The organism is Litoreibacter halocynthiae (assembly GCF_004365635.1).
Lineage (GTDB): Bacteria > Pseudomonadota > Alphaproteobacteria > Rhodobacterales > Rhodobacteraceae > Litoreibacter > Litoreibacter halocynthiae.
The window spans coordinates 68,898-86,022 of record NZ_SOBH01000005.1; the positions used below are offsets into that span (position 1 = coordinate 68,898).

At 59.2% G+C, this 17,125-nt stretch carries 17 protein-coding genes; 16 read left to right on the plus strand and 1 reads right to left on the minus strand.

The features are described from left to right. Window positions 1-18: 18 nt before the first annotated feature. The 16 genes from BDE40_RS17655 to BDE40_RS17725 all read left to right on the plus strand — a co-directional run bounded on the left by BDE40_RS17655 (window position 19) and on the right by BDE40_RS17725 (window position 15,059). Window positions 19-339, plus strand: coding sequence for a TrbC/VirB2 family protein (locus BDE40_RS17655; RefSeq protein WP_134016936.1), 321 nt, complete (start codon window positions 19-21; stop codon window positions 337-339). Then, the gene (locus BDE40_RS17660) at window positions 332-610 is read left to right on the plus strand and encodes a VirB3 family type IV secretion system protein (protein ID WP_008327373.1); all 279 of its coding nucleotides are present in this window, start codon (window positions 332-334) and stop codon (window positions 608-610) included. Before BDE40_RS17655 ends, BDE40_RS17660 begins: the two co-directional genes overlap by 8 nt. Beyond that, window positions 600-2,975 (plus strand): VirB4 family type IV secretion/conjugal transfer ATPase, encoded by a 2,376-nt coding sequence (locus BDE40_RS17665; protein WP_134016872.1) that lies wholly within the window; start codon window positions 600-602, stop codon window positions 2,973-2,975. Before BDE40_RS17660 ends, BDE40_RS17665 begins: the two co-directional genes overlap by 11 nt. Continuing rightward, the gene (locus tag BDE40_RS18260) at window positions 2,972-3,139 is read left to right on the plus strand and encodes a hypothetical protein (protein WP_009815545.1); all 168 of its coding nucleotides are present in this window, start codon (window positions 2,972-2,974) and stop codon (window positions 3,137-3,139) included. The genes BDE40_RS17665 and BDE40_RS18260 overlap by 4 nt, the downstream gene beginning before the upstream one ends. Beyond that, the gene (locus BDE40_RS17670) at window positions 3,129-4,283 is read left to right on the plus strand and encodes a lytic transglycosylase domain-containing protein (RefSeq protein ID WP_211342455.1); all 1,155 of its coding nucleotides are present in this window, start codon (window positions 3,129-3,131) and stop codon (window positions 4,281-4,283) included. The genes BDE40_RS18260 and BDE40_RS17670 overlap by 11 nt, the downstream gene beginning before the upstream one ends. Further along, complete coding sequence (locus BDE40_RS17675; RefSeq protein WP_134016941.1) at window positions 4,283-5,092, plus strand: type IV secretion system protein; 810 nt, start codon at window positions 4,283-4,285, stop codon at window positions 5,090-5,092. The genes BDE40_RS17670 and BDE40_RS17675 overlap by 1 nt, the downstream gene beginning before the upstream one ends. Before the next feature lie 114 nt (window positions 5,093-5,206). Next, window positions 5,207-5,860, plus strand: coding sequence for a VirB8 family type IV secretion system protein (locus BDE40_RS17680; RefSeq protein ID WP_134016874.1), 654 nt, complete (start codon window positions 5,207-5,209; stop codon window positions 5,858-5,860). Between the two features lie 2 nt (window positions 5,861-5,862). Beyond that, complete coding sequence (locus BDE40_RS17685) at window positions 5,863-6,558, plus strand: TrbG/VirB9 family P-type conjugative transfer protein (protein ID WP_134016876.1); 696 nt, start codon at window positions 5,863-5,865, stop codon at window positions 6,556-6,558. After that, window positions 6,555-7,934, plus strand: a complete 1,380-nt coding sequence (locus BDE40_RS17690) for a TraB/TrbI/VirB10 family type IV secretion system protein (RefSeq protein ID WP_134016878.1) — start codon at window positions 6,555-6,557, stop codon at window positions 7,932-7,934. The genes BDE40_RS17685 and BDE40_RS17690 overlap by 4 nt, the downstream gene beginning before the upstream one ends. Before the next feature lie 4 nt (window positions 7,935-7,938). Beyond that, window positions 7,939-8,925 (plus strand): ATPase, T2SS/T4P/T4SS family, encoded by a 987-nt coding sequence (locus tag BDE40_RS17695; RefSeq protein ID WP_134016880.1) that lies wholly within the window; start codon window positions 7,939-7,941, stop codon window positions 8,923-8,925. Beyond that, the gene (locus BDE40_RS17700) at window positions 8,922-9,110 is read left to right on the plus strand and encodes a hypothetical protein (RefSeq protein WP_043772467.1); all 189 of its coding nucleotides are present in this window, start codon (window positions 8,922-8,924) and stop codon (window positions 9,108-9,110) included. The genes BDE40_RS17695 and BDE40_RS17700 overlap by 4 nt, the downstream gene beginning before the upstream one ends. Continuing rightward, a complete protein-coding gene (locus BDE40_RS17705; protein WP_134016882.1) occupies window positions 9,107-9,511 on the plus strand; it encodes a hypothetical protein in 405 nt (134 codons plus the stop codon). Before BDE40_RS17700 ends, BDE40_RS17705 begins: the two co-directional genes overlap by 4 nt. Window positions 9,512-9,517: 6 nt before the next feature. Then, window positions 9,518-10,597: a TrbL/VirB6 family protein gene (locus BDE40_RS17710; protein WP_134016884.1), complete on the plus strand. Its 1,080-nt coding sequence runs from the start codon at window positions 9,518-9,520 to the stop codon at window positions 10,595-10,597. Window positions 10,598-10,818: 221 nt separating this feature from the next. Beyond that, entirely contained in the window at window positions 10,819-11,991 is a 1,173-nt protein-coding gene (locus tag BDE40_RS17715; protein WP_134016887.1) for an anti-phage 6A-MBL system MBL-fold protein, read from the plus strand. Window positions 11,992-12,000: 9 nt separating this feature from the next. Continuing rightward, window positions 12,001-14,319, plus strand: a complete 2,319-nt coding sequence (locus BDE40_RS17720) for an anti-phage 6A-MBL system cap2_3 protein (protein ID WP_134016889.1) — start codon at window positions 12,001-12,003, stop codon at window positions 14,317-14,319. Between the two features lie 23 nt (window positions 14,320-14,342). Continuing rightward, window positions 14,343-15,059 (plus strand): hypothetical protein, encoded by a 717-nt coding sequence (locus BDE40_RS17725; protein WP_134016891.1) that lies wholly within the window; start codon window positions 14,343-14,345, stop codon window positions 15,057-15,059. Window positions 15,060-15,120: 61 nt separating this feature from the next. Here BDE40_RS17725 and BDE40_RS17730 read toward each other — a convergent pair whose 3' ends face one another. Beyond that, window positions 15,121-17,121 (minus strand): type IV secretory system conjugative DNA transfer family protein, encoded by a 2,001-nt coding sequence (locus BDE40_RS17730; RefSeq protein WP_134016943.1) that lies wholly within the window; start codon window positions 17,119-17,121, stop codon window positions 15,121-15,123. Between the last annotated feature and the right edge of the window lie 4 nt (window positions 17,122-17,125).

Genomic DNA, 17,125 nt, shown 5'->3' on the forward strand with positions numbered 1-17,125 from the left:
AGAGCGCGCAGCGCGGCAGTGCATTGGCGATACCGCTTTTTCCAAACAAGTTGGTTTTCAAACCTCTTTGTCGCCTCGCTGGCGCTATTCCTGTTCATTGCCGAGCCCGCCCTTGCACAAAGCATCGATCTCTCCCCGATCCAGAGCTTGTTGCAGGGCATTGTCGACGCGCTGACCGGCCCCCTTGGTGTGGTCATCGCGACGCTTGCCGTTCTCGGGGTCTTTCTCAGCTGGTTCTTCAACATCATCGACCTGCGCCAGGCGCTTTGGGTCCTTGTCGGCATCGCCGGTGTTGCCGCCGCCCCCACCATCGTTGCCGCGGTCTTTGCCGGTGGCTGAGCGCTCACCCCTCTTCCTGGGCCTCGTGCGGCCGCCCAAGCTTCTGGGCCTGCCCATCATGTATGCGATGGTCTGGCTCTTCGGTTCGGTGCTTCTCTTCGTCTGGGTCCAGCACATCGCGGTGCTGGGCGTGGCCGCCCTTCTTTATCCGGTGCTGTGGAAGGCCGCGGATTGGGACCCGCGTTTCATAGATGTGATGATGACAGCCCTGCAGGAGACACCGCCCACGCGCAACAGGTCCATCCATGGCGGGGACAGCTATGCCCCGTGATGAAGCCCCTGATGCTGCGCTCGATCCCCGCACGATGACGCCGGAATGGTATGCGCGCGAGACCCGCCTTGCGCATATGCTGCCCTATGTGAGCCTCGTCGATGGCCAGACCGTGCGCACCCGGGTTAATGAGCTCTTCCGCTGCATCCGGCTCGAGGGGATCAACAGCTACACGACGGACGATGCCTATCTCGACAAGGTGACGGCGCTTTTTGCCCGCATCGTCGCGCAACTTGGGCCGGAATTCAGCTATTACGTCCACAAGGTCTCCAAGGCCATCAAACCTGATCTCGACCCCATCCGCGAGGACAGCTTCGCAGGCGAGGTGGACCGGCGCTGGCGCGCGAAACTCGAGACCAGCGGGCTCCGCGACAAAACACTGACGCTCACCGTCATTCACCGCCCGCCTCCGAAAAGCCTCCTGCCGCACCTCGGCCGCAGCGCGCCGGACCGACTGAAGGAGGAGACCCGCAAACGCCTGCAGCGCCTCGGTGAGGCTGTGAACGTCTTCCTCTCGGGGCTGACCGAGCTCAGGCCGCGCCTGCTGTCAGCCGGATCGGGAGAGTTGGTGGGATTTTTGGGCGCGCTCAACACGGGCACCGAGCTGCCGCTCTACCCGGCCAACACCTACGGCTTTCTGTCCTGCAACGTCGCCAATACCCGCGTGACGTTTCAGGGGGACCATTTCGAGCTCTCGGAAGGCGTCGTGGGCCACCGCTACGGCAAGAGTTTCACCATCGGGGAATACTCGGAAGGCACCTCCTGCACCATGTTCGACATGCTGAACCTGCCGGTCGACATGATCGTGACGCACTCCTTCACGCCGATCAATTCGAACCTCATGGCAGGCCGCATCAAGCGGCAAAAGCGGCAGATGCAGGCGAGCCAGGACGCAGCCCTCTCGCTCATGGAAGCCCTCGACATCGCCGCCGATGATCTCGAGGCCAAGCGCCAAAGCTTCGGCGAACACCATATGGTCGTGACGCTCTTCTGCGAAACGCTGGATGAGCTGCAGACGCTCAGCGCCGAAATCGTGAACGCCGCCGCGACCGAAGGCGTGAAAATGATCGGCGAGCGGGTCGCGGCCAAGGCGCATTACCTCAGCCAGCATCCCGGCAACCAGCCCAAGCGCGTGCGTGCCAGCGCCGTCACCAATCGCAACTTCGCGGATTTTGCGGCCTTTCACCGGACACAGCTCGGCAAACCGGCCGCGAAAACCCCATGGGGCCGGGTCGTCACTTATTTGCCCACGCCGGAGCAGAGCGCCTACCGGTTTTCCTATCACGAGCAAGGCTCGCCCGACAAAGAACCCACCAGCGGCCATACCCTGATCATGGGGCGGCCCGGGTCAGGTAAGTCTGTGCTTTCGGCCTTCCTGATGACCCAGGCCCGTCGAGCAGGGGCGCGGATCTTCGTCTTCGATTACCGTCTTGGTATGGAGATGGCGGTCCGCGCCAATGGCGGGCGCTACGCCTCCCTGAACGCCGGTCAGCCCACGGGCCTCAACCCGCTCTGGACCGAGACCGATGCCCGCGGCACCGCCTGGCTCTCGGACTGGCTTGCCACCCTGCTCTACCGCGCCGACAAGCCGCTCACTCCTGCCCAGACCAATCGCATCCAAGAAGTCGTGCGCCAGAACGCGCAGGCCACAAACCCCGCCTTGCGGAACTGGCGGGATTTCGCATCGCTTTTTGTGTCCACCGATGATGGCGGCGATCTGCACCAGCGCCTGCTCGAGTGGACCGAAGACGGCCGCTACGGCTGGATCTTCGGGCAGAGCCTCGAGGACACGTTCTCGCTCAAGGGCGATGTCGTGGGCTTCGATCTGACCGGCATTCTCGACAGCGAGGCCGACAAGGAACGGATGGCGGTCCTGTCCTATCTTTTCCGCCGGGTCGAGCGCGAGATCGAGGACCGCCGCCCCACCATCATCGTGATCGACGAGGCCTGGAAGGCGCTCGACAACGCTTATTTCGCCGAACGGCTGTCGAACTGGCTGGTGACCGCGCGCAAGCAGAACACGGTTGCCGTGATGATGACGCAATACGCAAGCCAGCTTGAGCGCACCCGGACCGGCAAGACCATCGTCGAGGCGGTGCCGACGCAGATCCTGCTGCCCAATATCCGCGCGCAGCCTGCGGACTACGCCATGCTGAACCTCTCGGAGAAGGAACTCGACGTCCTTCTCAACACGGGCAGCAACAGCCGCTTGGCGCTGATCCGCGACGATCAGGGCTCAATCGTCGTCGATGCCGATCTGAGCGCCCTTGGGCCCAATCTCACGATCCTTGGCGGCATGGAAAAGGGCGAAGCGCTTGTCGGCGCTGATTACCGCACCCGCCCAGATTTTTGGAGGCTTTCATGATCCGTATTCTTATCGCTTTGGCTGCGCTCGGCGCGCTGGCCTCCTGCACCCAGTATCGGGAGCCGCAGGCCAATTGCTTTTCCTTTCTCGCCTCGACGGCAGCGACAGCCCAGGATTGCCACTTCGCACCGCTCGGTGCGCCGGAGGGCGACGTTGAAGTCTAGCCTGCCTCATATCCTGGCGTTTTGCCTGCTGCCCGGTCTCGCCTTGTCTCAAGGTGTGCCGACCAATGACAGTGGGCTGACCGCGCGTGACATCGTCGAGACCGGCGATCGCGAGGCAGACTTGGCTGTTCAGGCCGACAAGCTTGCAGTGCACGAACTCATCGCCGAGATCGAACGCGAACAGCTGGAAACCCTCCGACGCATCCTCGATGCCCAGACCAGCTTCGGCGGTCAGGGCCTGCCCGCCATGGTCTCGGGGCTGGAAAGCGGCAGCGGCGATCCCGACCGCGCCGTGGAAGCCGTCTATGGCACGGGCGAGATCGACCCCAATCCCGGCGGTGCGCAGATGTTCGGGGATGCATCTGAGAACATCGAGCAGCTCATCATCCGGGTCGCCCAGGAGACCAGCGGCTTTGCGGGTGTTGGCCGCGCAGGGCTCTCGCCCGTCCAGTGGCGCGCGTTGCTGCAAGCGCTGATCTGGCAGGAAAGCCGGTTTACGATTGGGGCACGGTCTCCCGTCGGCGCTTATGGTCTCACCCAGATCATGCCTGGCACCGCCAGCGATCTCGGCATCAACCCGGAATATTACGACAGCCCCTATCTGCAGGTGCATGGTGGCGCGCGCTATCTCGCGACCCAGCTCAACACATTCGATGGCAACATCATCAACGCCCTCGCGGCCTATAACGCCGGACCCGGCCGGGTTTTCGAGTATGGCGGCGTGCCACCCTTCCGCGAGACCCAGCATTACGTGTCGGTCATACCTGAACGCTACAATCTCTATCTGAGCCGTATCGGAGGGATCGATGCGCTTGGCACGATCGATCCGGCGCTTCTCGCCAATGCCAACCTCTCGCTCACGGGTCATGGGGCAGCCTTTTATGGCAGCAACTCACCAGCCGCGATCCGCCAAGCCGCCCTGCGCATTTCCGACATCGTCACGCGGATCTCCGAGACCGAGGATGTGCAGGAGAGCGTCGCGCTCAACACCTATGCACGCGCCGAACTCGTGCGTCTCGTGGCTGCCCGCATCCGGCTTCAGGCGGCACGCACCCGCGTCCTCTCTGCCGAAGAGCTGGCCCAGGCCAGCGCCCGCATGGCCGAAGGCGCGTTCATGGATTTTACGATCAGGGAGATTGAATGATGGGACATCTGCTCTTGAGGGCAGCTTTGGCCACGACACTTGGCGTTGGCTTGCAGTTCAGCGCCCTACCCCCTGCCGCAGCACAAGGTGTACCGGTCGTCGACACGCAGAACATCGCGCAAAACATCCAGCAGCTGCGGCAGATGATCGAAGACGAGATCCTGCAAAACGAGCAGCTGACGCAGCTCCGCGAACAGCTTGCCACACTCACGGATCAACTCGCGGAGCTGCAAAGAACCTATGAAGCGCTCACCCGACTTGCCGAGCTTCCCGAAATCATCCGGACGGAAATGGAAGACGAGTTGAACGGTCTGCTCGACCAGGAGTTCGGGGACATCCTCGCCACGATTGAGGCAATCAAGACTGGGGATTTCTCCGGCCTGTCTGGTTCTGGCGCAGGCGAGATCGAAACCCAGATGGACCGGGTGCTGGCCGATCTCGGCTTCGATGAAGACACGCTCTCGGAAATGGCCACCAGCGGCAATCCCGGGGCCAACCGTGTGGCCACGCAGGCAACAACCGGCGCACTCGTCTCAGCCGCCGCCCAGAACAGCTATGAAGATGCCGGCCAGTCGCTCGAGCGGGTAGACCGCCTTGTCGGGCTCATTGACGACATGGAAGAGCTCAAGCAAAGCGTCGATCTCAACACGCGCGTGACAGCTGAATTGGCCATCGCCCTCGTGGCGATGTGGCAGCTGGAAGCGATTCAAACGGTGGGCGATGGCACCGGCGGCGTGATCGATGCCGCCACCATCGCCGAGGAGCAGCGCTTCATGGATTTTACCCTACCCGACCTGCGGGCTGATTAAGGCGTTTCGAAATTGACCCAGAAAATCAAATATCCGTTTTCGCGTTCGAGCGCAGCGAGAGGCAGCGAAGAACCGATGCCGCTTGTTTCGAAACGCCGAGCGGAGGTGTGACGCGTGGCGAGTGAACAGGAAATCATCGAGGAAGAACTGGTCTATGGTGCCCTGCGCCGGGAACGGCTCTGGCAACGCCTTGGTCTGACAGGTCTTGTCTTCGGCATCATCGGCTGTCTGAGCGCAGCAGCAGTCTCGATCCTCGATGTCGACCCGCCCCCCGTCGTTGTCCCCTATGATCCCGCCACCGGCTTTGCGCTCCCCGAAGCCTCGGTGGGCGCCTCCTCGGTGACCGCCAACCGAGCGATCATCGAGGCGGAGGTGTTCCGCTATGTGACTGACCGGGAGGTCTATAACCAGCTCGACAATGACCTGCGCATCCGCGGCGTCCTGCGCCGCTCGGATGGGGCCGCCGAGAGCGGGCTGCGCCAGATCTGGAACAGCGCCAACGAGAATTACCCGCCGTCCGTCTATGGCCCCAATGCTCGGCTCGACGTGGAAATCCTCAGCATCAACCGGATCGGACCCAACCGCGCCACCGTGCGCTTGCGCAAGCGGCTGACCTCCATCAACGGCACCCAGACCGGGCTCTTCACTGCGACGCTTCTCTTCGAGTTCCGCCCCGAGACCCGCCGCTCCATCGACGAGGTCTGGACCAATCCCTTCGGCTTCACCGTGCTCGAATATTCCATCCGCTCCGACAGATTGGAGAATTGACCTTGTACCCTGTTCGACTTGTCTTACTCCTCCTTGCTTTGTTTCCCGGCATTGCCGCGGCTGAAGCGATCCCGCGCGGCGGACCCAGCGACAGCCGAGTGCGGCTGGCCACCTACCAGGAGGGCCAGGTCTATCGTCTCAGCGTCTCCCTCACCCATGTGACGACAGTCGAATTTGGTGAGGGAGAGAGCATCCGCTCGATCATCGCGGGCGACACGGAAGGGTTCGAGATCGACGGCGTGCCGGGTGGCCAGGCCTTTGCGATCAAGCCCGTTGCGCGCGGGGTGCATACCAACGTGACCGTCTATACCAATCGTCGCAGCTACTACTTCAACGTCCAGGAAACCCGTAGCCCAACCTTCTACGTGGTCCAGTTCCGCTATCCGGAGGACGATGCACGGCCCACACGGGCCGTCGCCGCCCAAGCGCCGAACTACAATTACGGCGCCAGCGCGCGGACCGAGTTCACGCCAACGCGCATCTGGGATGACGGGACGTTCACGTATTTCGAATTCCCGCGGAACGCGCCGGTGCCCGCGATATTTCGCTACGCGAATGGCCGAGAGCGGACGGTCAATACACAAGCGACCGAGGACAGCGTGATCCGGGTCTCCGGGGTGAATAGGCAATGGGTGCTTCGGATCGGGGAAGAAGTGGTGTGTATTCAGAGCACACCGCCTGCGGGGGCAGGATCATGAGCGACACCGAAAACGCAGATCTCGAGAAACGCCTCGCTGCCCTCGAACAAGGCAAAGGCGCAGGATCGACCCCTACCCCACGGCGCTCGCCGCTGCTCGCTTTGATCGTCGTCCTCGTCATCGGCGCGGGTGGTGCCCTGCTTTATCTCCTCTCACAGCCCGACGAAGAGGAAGCCTTGCCGACGGCCACCCCGGACGTCTTCCAAAACGAAGGCGACGGCTTTGGCGCCATCGAGACCTTGCCCCCGCGCGAGTCCGAGGTTGTGTTCGTCGGACCAGACCCCGTCGAGCCAAACGCGGAGCTTCTGGCGCAGATCACCGCCCTGCAGGCCCAGATTGAGGAGTTGCGCAACGCCCCCGAACCGGTCGTCGAGGAAGACACGGCCGCCGCCGAGGCCATCGACGCGCTAACCGCACAGATCGCCGCCTTGCAAACCGCATCCGAGGCCGCGCAACAGCAGTTCCGGGATGAACTCACAGCGCGCGACCGCGAACTTGAACAACTCCGCATGGATCTCGAGCTGGCCCAGCTCGAAGCCAACCGCCCCCTCCCAGCGCCCATCGGGCCCTCCGATGACGAGTTGCGCGCGCGGGAGGAAGAACGGCTCCGCCGAGAAGAGGAAGCAAGACGGCTCGCCGAGCTTGAACGCCGCGCCGCCGAAGAACGCGCGTTTCAGGAACGCCGCATCGCCTCACCCACTATCGCCTTCGGCGGCGCATCTGGTGCGAACGAGACGGCACTCACGGAGCGGACCTTCGGAGAGGTGACGGATTTCGTACTGAACGGTGCCCTGCCCACCTCGGTCTCGCAGGCCGAAGTCATCGCCAACCCTTCGAATACGATTGTGCAGGGAACAATGATCCAGGCCGTCATGGAAACCGCCCTCGACAGCTCCCTGCCCGGTCAAACCCATGCCGTGGTCTCGGAAGATGTCTTCAGCTTCGATGGTACGCGCCTCCTGATCCCCCGCGGTTCCCGTCTCATCGGGCGCTACCGCGCTGGCATCGATATCGCGCAGCGCCGCGTCACCATCGCCTGGGATCGGATCATCCTTCCCGATAACCAGACCGTCCAGATCAGCTCCTTCGGGGGCGATGAACTGGGTCGCTCCGGCGTAACCGGTTTTGTCGATACACGCTTTGACGAACGCTTTGGCTCAGCGGCGTTGATTTCTCTGATCTCAGCTGCACCAAGTGCCGCCGCCTCCGAGGTCCAGGATGAGACTGCCGCCGACGTTCTCGAAGACGTTGGCGATGATCTGGCAGATGCCACGGACAGCGTCATTGGCGATTACCTCTCCATCGGGCCTGTCATCTATGTCGACCAGGGCGCCCGCGTCACCGTCATGGTCGACCGCGATCTGGAGATATTCTGAGCCCATGTCGCTGAGCTATCTCGAAACCTCCCTCGACCGGATCGATACCGCCGCCCGCGACGATGTCATCGAGATCTGCATCAACCCCGACGGGACCTGTTGGGGTGAATTCCAGGGCGATCACTTCATGCGCCGGTTAGACCAGAGGCTGACCGCGACGGACGTGAAGGACCTCGGCAACCAGATCGCCTCTTCCGCCAATACAACGATGAGCAAGGACCGCCCGATCGTCTCGGTCTCGATCACCTATAAGGGCCGCCCGATCCGGGCGCAGGTCATCACCCCGCCCGCCGTCCTATCCGCCATGTCGATCAGCCTGCGGTTCTTTTCAAGCCTGCCGCTCGAGGGGATCGCGCTCGATTTCCTTTTTGGCAAGGAACGCAAGCTTGAAGACCTGCGCGTGGAAAAGAAGCGCGCCTTGCGCGAAGTGGTGGCCGCGGGTTTGATCGATGATGCGTTGGCCTTCTGCGTCGAGAACAAACTCAACATGATCGTCTCGGGCGGCACCTCCACCGGCAAGACCGTGGCCGCGCGCAAGATCCTATCTCACGTGCCATCCGAGGAACGCATCGTGACCATCGAAGAAGCCGCCGAGCTTTTGCCGACCCAGCCAAATGCCGTGACCCTCATCGCCAATCGCGACGCGGAATTCCAGACCGCCGATGTGCTTCTCACCGCCACGCTGCGCATGCGCCCCGACCGGATCATCCTGGGCGAGGTGCGCGGCAAGGAGGCCATGACGTTCCTTGAGGCAATCAACACCGGTCATGGCGGCTCCATGACCACGCTCCATGCCGAAACCCCGCAACTCGCCGTGCAGCGGCTCGCGATCGCGGCGCTCAAGACCGAGATCCCGATGACCTATGCCGACATGATCCAGTACATCGAGAACTCCATCGACGTGATCATCCAGGCCGGGCGCCATGACGGCCGACGCGGCATCACTGAATTCTATCTTCCAAGCGCAACCCAGATCGGAGCTTCCCAATGAAGACCTTTGAGTACGACATTCTGTTCTTCCAGGTGAAGAAACAAAAGGACTACGACGCGATGCGAAGCGCCTTGAATGAGCGCGGCACAGAGGGATGGGAATTCATTACAGCTGAAGCCGGTGACTACGGCTATACCACGTTCTGGAAGCGTGAATCTTTGGCGACGAAGGTGGCTTCAGAATGATGCGGGTCGTTGCGACGGCAGGCTTTCTCGTCGTTTTCGGCGCGACCGCTGGCGTCGCTGAACGGAACCTGATCCCGACGCTCGACAACCTGCCAGATGTCTGTCCTGACCAGCCTCCAGAGCCACAGTGGATGCATGGCATAGATGTGCGCGAGTCCCACAAACGGCTCCTGATTCAACAAATTTATCGTGCGCAGAGCATGCAACGCGTTGTTGAAGCCCAAAGCTGTGAATGTCCCACGCGGTATCCGCCCTGGGAGGCAGCTGAAGGCGTCTTCGTCGAGAATTTCGCCGCATCTGAATACTGGGACATCGTGGAAGCGACGTCAGAATACCGACGGCAGGCAAATGATCTTCGGCGCGAAGCCATGCCAATCTGCGAAGCTGCTGGAAATTGGTAGGGTTTCATGAGCGTCGTCACCTACTTCGTGGAAACGGCTGAAGGCTATCTCAATACCGCTGCCGAGACGCAATTTGGCGCAGTCGCAGCAACAGTCGGAACGATGCTCGTACTCGGCACCACCCTCGTGGTCATTCTGGTTTTCATTAACACGATCTACCAGTATCGCGCCATGGACGGGCGCACGGCCTTTTGGCTCGCCGTGAAAGTCGGGCTGATAGGTGTCTTTGCAACCAACTGGGTTCAGTTCAACATCGTTTCCGCGGCGATCTTGAATGGGATCGACAGTATTGCTGGATCGCTTGTAGCCTCGGTTGGCGGCGGATCACCCGGCCCGTCCGGCACCTTCGCAGAGGAGTTCGACGACCTGATCGCGGCGCTCGGGGACTATTTGAATGCCGCGGGGTCTGAACTGAACTGGATGGCCGGTGCCCTGTTGGACACCCTTGGGGTTTTGCTGCTCTCGATCCTCGGTGGCTTGGCGGCGTTCATCGTCGTTGCGTCACGGCTCATGATCGCGCTTCTGATCGGGATTGCTCCGGTCATGATCTTCCTGACCCTTTTTGAAGTGACCAAGGACTATTTCGCGCGCTGGCTTTCGGCGCTGATTTCTTTTGCGATGTACCCCATCGTCGTAGCCGGCGTGTTCGCGACCATCACTGGTGTCTCGCGTGCACTTCTTGCTGAGTTGGGCGACCCGGAAGGCGCTTCCAACATCGGCGCGCTCATTCCCTTCTTCATGATGGTGCTCATGGCAAAGGGCTTCATCATAGCCACGCCCTTCCTGGTTCGGGCGATCTCCGGCAACATCATGATGCCAGCTCTCTCGGCCGGGTTCGGCGGCAGCTATGCATTCGCCAGAGGGCTTGCAGGTAGCCAACAGGTTTACAACCGATACGCCATCGGAGGTGCAACGGGGGCGGAGTATGCAGCCTTGCGTGCGCGCCAATTCTTCGGTGTACAAGCGTTGCCTACCCGACCCAATACTGCGGGAGGGCCAACCGCTGCTCCTCCCAGCGACGGGACCGGCACAGGAGCCCGAATGCTGGCGCAGCTTTCAAGGTTGGGACGCCTTGGCAAGCGGTGATGGCCCGAAACGAAGTGGACATCTGCGCATCCCATCAACGCGGCGGCGCAGGTTCTAAAAACAGACCTTTGTAAGTACTAAAATTTTGGTGATGCCTATTGCGAGACACAACATGTTGTTGAAAGGTTATCCTCGATCAACTATGGTAAGAACAAAGCATAAACTTGTTCGATTCGGTGGGAGGCGCGTCACTCAGGTTTTCAAGCTAAGGAGCAGTACTGATGAGCGTCGAAACTTCGCATTTCAAAGTCGCCAATGGTGACATGAGCCTAATCAAAACACAGAGTGGCCGTTATATTCTCGTGGACATAAATATTACTGCCGCTGCTGATGATAAAGATGAGGTTGCGCCTGATGTTGGAGCACAGCTTCGCAAAGCGCTTGACCGTGACAGCGACGGACGTCTGTTTGTCGATGCATTCTTGCTGACGCATCCGGACATGGATCACTGCTCTGGACTGCAGAACCATTTTCATCTCGGCAAAATTGAGGATTGGTCGCCCGAAGACGACAAGATCGTAATTCGCGAGATGTGGTCTTCCCCAATTGTTTTTAGACGTGCCAGCAGTACCAACAAGCTTTGCGCTGACGCAAAGGCTTGGGCGACCGAAGCGCGTCGACGCGTTGAAATGTTCCGCCAGGACAAAGATATAGAAGACGGAAGCAGAATTTTGATCCTGAGCGAGGATGCGGACGGTAAGACGGATGATTTGGCTGAAATTCTGATCAAGACAGGCGAGAAATTTTCCGAGATTTGCGGCGTAGCAGATGACAGTTTCAAGGCGGTCTTGTTGGCTCCGCTGCCGGTCACGGACGATGAAGACGAAGAGGAGTTACTCAGCAAGAATAACTCTAGTGTCATCACTCAGTTTACGCTTGCGAAAGATGATACCGAAAACGCCGCACAGTACCTGTTTGGTGGTGACGCCGAAGTGGCGATTTGGGAGAAAATTTGGGCGGAATATTCTGAAACTCCCGAGGTTCTTGCATATGATGTATTGATCGCGCCCCATCATTGTTCTTGGCGGTCACTGTCGCACGACAGCTGGTCCAAAAAGGGAAAAGATGCGGTAGTTTCTGAAGATGCCCGATCAGCTCTTTCGCAAGCAAACGGCGGTGCAATAATCCTTGCGAGCAGTAAGAGTGTCGTCGACGACGACAACGACCCGCCCTGTATCCGCGCAAAGGAGGAGTATGAAGCCATTCTGAGCGAAGCGGATATCAATGGGGAGTTCCGGTGTTTAGAGGACGAAAAAGGTGACAAGCCGCTGAAGATGGAAATCACCGAACATGGTCCAAAAGTTGCCTCCCTGAAAATGGCAGCCGCTATCTCTTCATCGTCCGCTCTTGGAGTCGAGGCACATGCTCATGGTTGTGGGTCAGACTTGGCATGAGTCAGCTGCATGGTAACCGTCGATGATCTTCTAACCGTTCCCGTAGCCATTGCCCGTGCAATTCGCACACTGGACAGGCACCCTCAAGTAATCGGCATAGCTATTGCGTCGCGGGCTGATGACGAAAGTCCGGTGGATGTGACTCTGCAAATCAAATCAGAACTTCCATCTCGGTTTCGAGGCGAAAGCCCGTCGGGAGTACGGCGTGTTGAACCCGTCAAACTATCGTTTCCTGTCTCCTACCCTCTGTTTGCACCGCGCCCGAGTTTACGGGAAGACTTTGACCGGTCCCATCCTCACTTACAGCCAAATGCAGCCGGTTCAGCGCCCGAACCCTGCCTCGTTTTCGGATCTCCACGTGAGCTAATTCAGTCCGGGGGCGGTATTCTTGCGCTTCTCCAGCAACTTCTGGATTGGCTCGATCGAGCAGCGATGCTGAAACTAAATGATCCAAAACATGGTTGGGAATTTGTTCGGCGTGACCACTTGAACGACCTTATTGTTGGAGATGCCTCGCAGATCCGCAGTGTGGTCAAACGTAGGTCCGGCGGGACTTGGCACCGTACTTGGGTTTTTGCGCAGATGGGTCAGTCCGACCCCTACTATCGAATCTGTATAAAGGGCGATGAGCAGGTTAAAATTGATGAAAAGACACTTAAATCCCTTGGACAGGTCCCGAAAAGTGACAACGAATGGACGGGATATAGCCTTGGACTGATTGTGTGGCCCGGCAAGCATCCAAACGGTAAGCCAATCATCTGTGACCGCTATCTCCCAGAGACAGTAGGCAATGTTGCGGAGTTATACGAACGCGCTGAACTCTACGGCTGCGGCAAGATGCTGGCAGAGAGGATGAAGTGGCTGCGTTCGAAGCTCGACGGCTATACCATCAAAAAGGCGTTGCCAGTCACAGTGATATTGATCGCCCGCCGGCCGTTCAATCTCATTGGCCAAGCCTCACCTCTTGAAATCTGCCCATATGTGATAGAATTCAAATCTGTGGATGATCTCAAGCCGACATCAAATGCGATTGTCCGTTTGGCGGGCCACAGAGATTCGATCTCGATCGATGTCTTAAGAAGAACCTCGCATGGTGATCCCAGCTCGCAATGGCTTTCATGGTCCATGCTAGGTTGTGGAAGCTTAGGTTCGAAAATTGCGATGCATCTCGCGCGGTCAGGCCGTGCCCCGATATCGGTCATAGACAACGACACCATGGAACCGCACAACTACGCGCGACATTCCTGCTTGCCGTATTCTGCTGATTTGGATTCGATGTTCTACTCTTCCAAGGCTGGGGAATTTGCACATGACGTCAGCAAACTTGCGCAGGAGACGGATGGGTATCGGATTGATGCCAACACTGTGCTGCGTACCAAAGAGTTTCGCAGAAAGCTGAAGCTCGAAAAATCCAAAGCAATATTGAACACTACCGCCTCTGCGGTTCTGCGGGAAACCCTGAGCTCTACAGATTGGGCGCAGGGCAAGACACCACGGGTGATGGAAGCAAGCCTGATGGGTGATAGTGACATTGGTTTCTTCTCGGTGTCAGGCCAGCGCGCCAACCCCAGTAGCAGCGACCTGATGACCGAGTTCTATCACCATTTACGTAGCGACGACGCTCTCCGATCTAAAGTGATCGGCCAAAGCGCAGACGAGATCATCATTGGTCAAGGATGCTCGAGCTTCTCGATGATCGCCTCAGACGCTCGGCTTTCTATGTTGGCGGCTCCGCTCGCGACGCTAACAAGCGACGTACTTTCCGGGAGGTATGTAGATGAAAGTGGGCAATTCAACATTGGGCACCTACAGGCCGATGGGCTTTCCCAGAATTGGGAAAGCCACAGCGTCGAACCCTATACCATCGTAAAAGGACCCAAGATGGATGGGCTTGAAACGCGGCTTGCCCGCCGGGTTACGACAGAGATTGACGCTGAAATTGCGCGCAAGCCGGGATCTGAAACCGGCGGTGTTTTGGTCGGGCGCTTCTCGGCCATCGGTAACGTCTTCCAAGTCGTAGATACGATTCCAGCTCCGCCCGATAGCAGATTTTCCAAAACGGAGTTTGTTCTGGGTACCGAAGGTTTGAGTGAGCAGCTCGCACAATTGTCCAAATTTTCGGGAAACACTCTCTACGCGCTAGGAACGTGGCACAATCACCTTGCGTCCACTGGTCCCTCTGCAATTGATTTCAGTACAGCAGCCAAGCTCGCGATTGGACAGCTGTTTCCCGTTCTGATGATTATTAGAACCCCAACTGGGTATCGTCAGCTTATCGCAGAGGCGGTGGGCTTGTCCTCCGAACTCGGAGGAAACGAAAATGCCTAATCTTCATCGAGAAGGTCATGCAGATGGATAAGATGTTCGGTATGGACCGCTACGATAGGATTGCCCGTCTCAATCCGGCGCTTTTGACGCTGTTGCCCGCGCTCCTTTTTGTCTTTGTTTGGTTCCCAGCTGTTTGGACCCAATTGGGTGCCATAGCTGCATTTGTCATCACTTGCGGGGTCCTGTTCGCGTTGACGCGGTTGGCGCGTAAGTCTGGTCAAAATGTTGAGCGCAAACTGGGCAGCCGAGTTGGACGTCTCCATACTGCGTCTTTGCTTTCCCTTTCCGATGATCGTTTACCCAAGACCATGAAGACGAGGTGTCGCTCATACATTGAGAAACATAGCAAAATTATCTTGCCGAGTTTGGTTGATGAGACCCAGGACCCAAAGAACGCTCAGGATGACCGCTTGCTAGCAATACGTTGGTTGCTTGAGCACACACGTCCGCAAACAGAAGCAAGCCTCTTGTTGAATGAGAACATTGCGTATGGGTTCGCGCGCAATTTGCTCGGGTTGAAACCATTGGGCATTGCAATCACCACCACGGTGGCTCTTGGCAGTGCATATTTCTTATATGATCTAGAGATCGGGTCGACTGCGTTCGTTCTCGGAGCACTGCTTTGCGGAGTCGCAATTATTGGACTTTTGATGTGGGTTTTTTTAGTGACGAAGAGCTCGGTAGAACACGCGTCTCAGGTCTATGCCGAAAAAATTCTGTCACTGTGCTTAGAACACTGAGCGAATGCGACACGTCAGACCTAAATATGCGGCTGCAAACATCCTGAACGCGCCCGCCATCCTATCGAGCAACTAGCTTTTGACCTCCATCCTCTCGCAACATCGCTTCCATGTCGTCCAAGCCATCGACGGCGGAACGCATCTGCGCCTCATCTTCCACGCCCATTGTCTCGGCATCCGCGACCGGGCCCTCAAAAACCATCTCCATTTGCCGCTGTTCCTCTGCAATGACAGCTTGAACGACGGGCGCGGTCTTCTTTGAGACGACGTCGGGTTGGCCAGACGGTCGACCTTCAACAGCCTCGCGTGCCCGCTCCACATCAGCTTCAGAATCACGGGGCCCGCTTGACGGCGGTGTCATCGGCATGGCGCGCATACTCAACGGCAGATTGCCCTGCTCCCCCCCTCCCCCCGGCTTCGGAAACGGCAACTCGCCTGTCTGCGCCGCATGGATGGCCTTAAACAGCCGGTCGTCAAAATACTGGATCCGCTTCGCCCGGACAGGCATCTGGGCGTCGATGACCATGACGATCTCGTCGAGCGGCAAGCGGCGCGCCTCATCTTCGGGCAGCAGAGAGCTCTCTTCAGTCCGTGTAGATTGGCTGCGCCCTTCGAAGGGGTTCTTGCCGATGGACTGAGAGCGCGTGATGACGGTTTTCGTGGTCTTGCCGACAGCCTTGCTGAGCTCTTCGACGGTTTTTTCATCCGACGGCGTGAGGTAGAGCTTCACGCCCGCGTTGCCCTGCAGGGCGCGGCGGGTGTTCTCGCCGTAGATTTCATCGAGGGCGGGGATCGTTTGCGTAACTACGGCCAGATGGCCGCGATAGGTGCGCAGGGTCTCGATGCTCTCGACCACAATGGGCATCTTGCCCAAGCGATTGAATTCATCGAGCATGATCATAACCGGCCAGGGCTCATCCGGCCCGGGGTCCTTTTCCTGCATGGCGGAGAGGAGATCGGAGAAGAACAGCCGGATCAGTGGCGCGAGCGGCTTCACCATCAGCGGTTGGACCACGAGATAGACCGAAAAGGGCTTCTTGCGGATCGTCCGGAAATCAAAATCCGACACCGCCGTCGCCTCATCGATGGCAGGGTTCTGCCATTGGTCGAGCCCTGAGGTCATCAGGAGCGAGACATACGAGGTTAGCGTATCATTGTTGGTCGAAGCGAGCCGCGTGAAGATCAACTTGGCCGCCCTGTTGTCGACCTCATGGCCCCGCGCGAAATACTCTTTCTGCTTGTTCCCGCCCGAGGCCGCGATCCGGTAGATCTCGCCTAAGGTGGGACGCTTACGCTGGAAGGCCAAGAGCCCTGCCGCCACGAAGAGATCGATCCCGCCTTTGAGGAGGCCCTGCACCCGGTCGTTGTCGCTCTGCAGGAAGAGCGTCGCGAGAAGCTGCAATTCCATCTGCTGGCGCGCGGGATCTTTCAGCTCAAAGATGCGCAGGAGCGGGTTGTAGCGATGCGTGCGCTTGCCCTCCCAATCGGTGGGGGCAAAGCGATAGACCTTGTCGCCTTGGGCTGCGCGGTGCCGGGCCGTGGCCTCGAAACACTCGCCCTTCACATCGAGCGTCACGGCGGAGCCTTGCCAGGTCAGCAGGTTCGGAATGACAAAGCCCGTGGTCTTGCCGCGGCCCGTGGGGGCCACGATCAGCGCATGGGGGAAAACCTTGGAGCAAATGTAATTGGCGCGGGAGCCGGGCGTCCCCAGCTTGCCGAGGATGAACCCGGTGCCCGGCGCCCCGAAGAAGCCATTGGCCTTCATCTCGCGCGCAGTCTGCCAATGGGTCTGGCCAAAGCGTGTCAGGGCGGACCCCGAGAGGGCGAGGCTCAGCATGAGGCCGGCGGCGGCGAAGCTGCCGATGATCAGGTGGATGAGTTGGGCGTCCTCCGGGCGGCGATCGAGGATCGCCATGTAGTTCTGCGCGATATAGGCAAAGTCGATCTCGGCCCCAAACCCGAGATCCTGGTAGGTCAGCACCGCCGAGGCGATGGTATAGCCCATAGCGGCGGTCACCAGCGTTACCAACAAGACCCCTGTTGCGATCCGCGCTTTTCCCATGGCG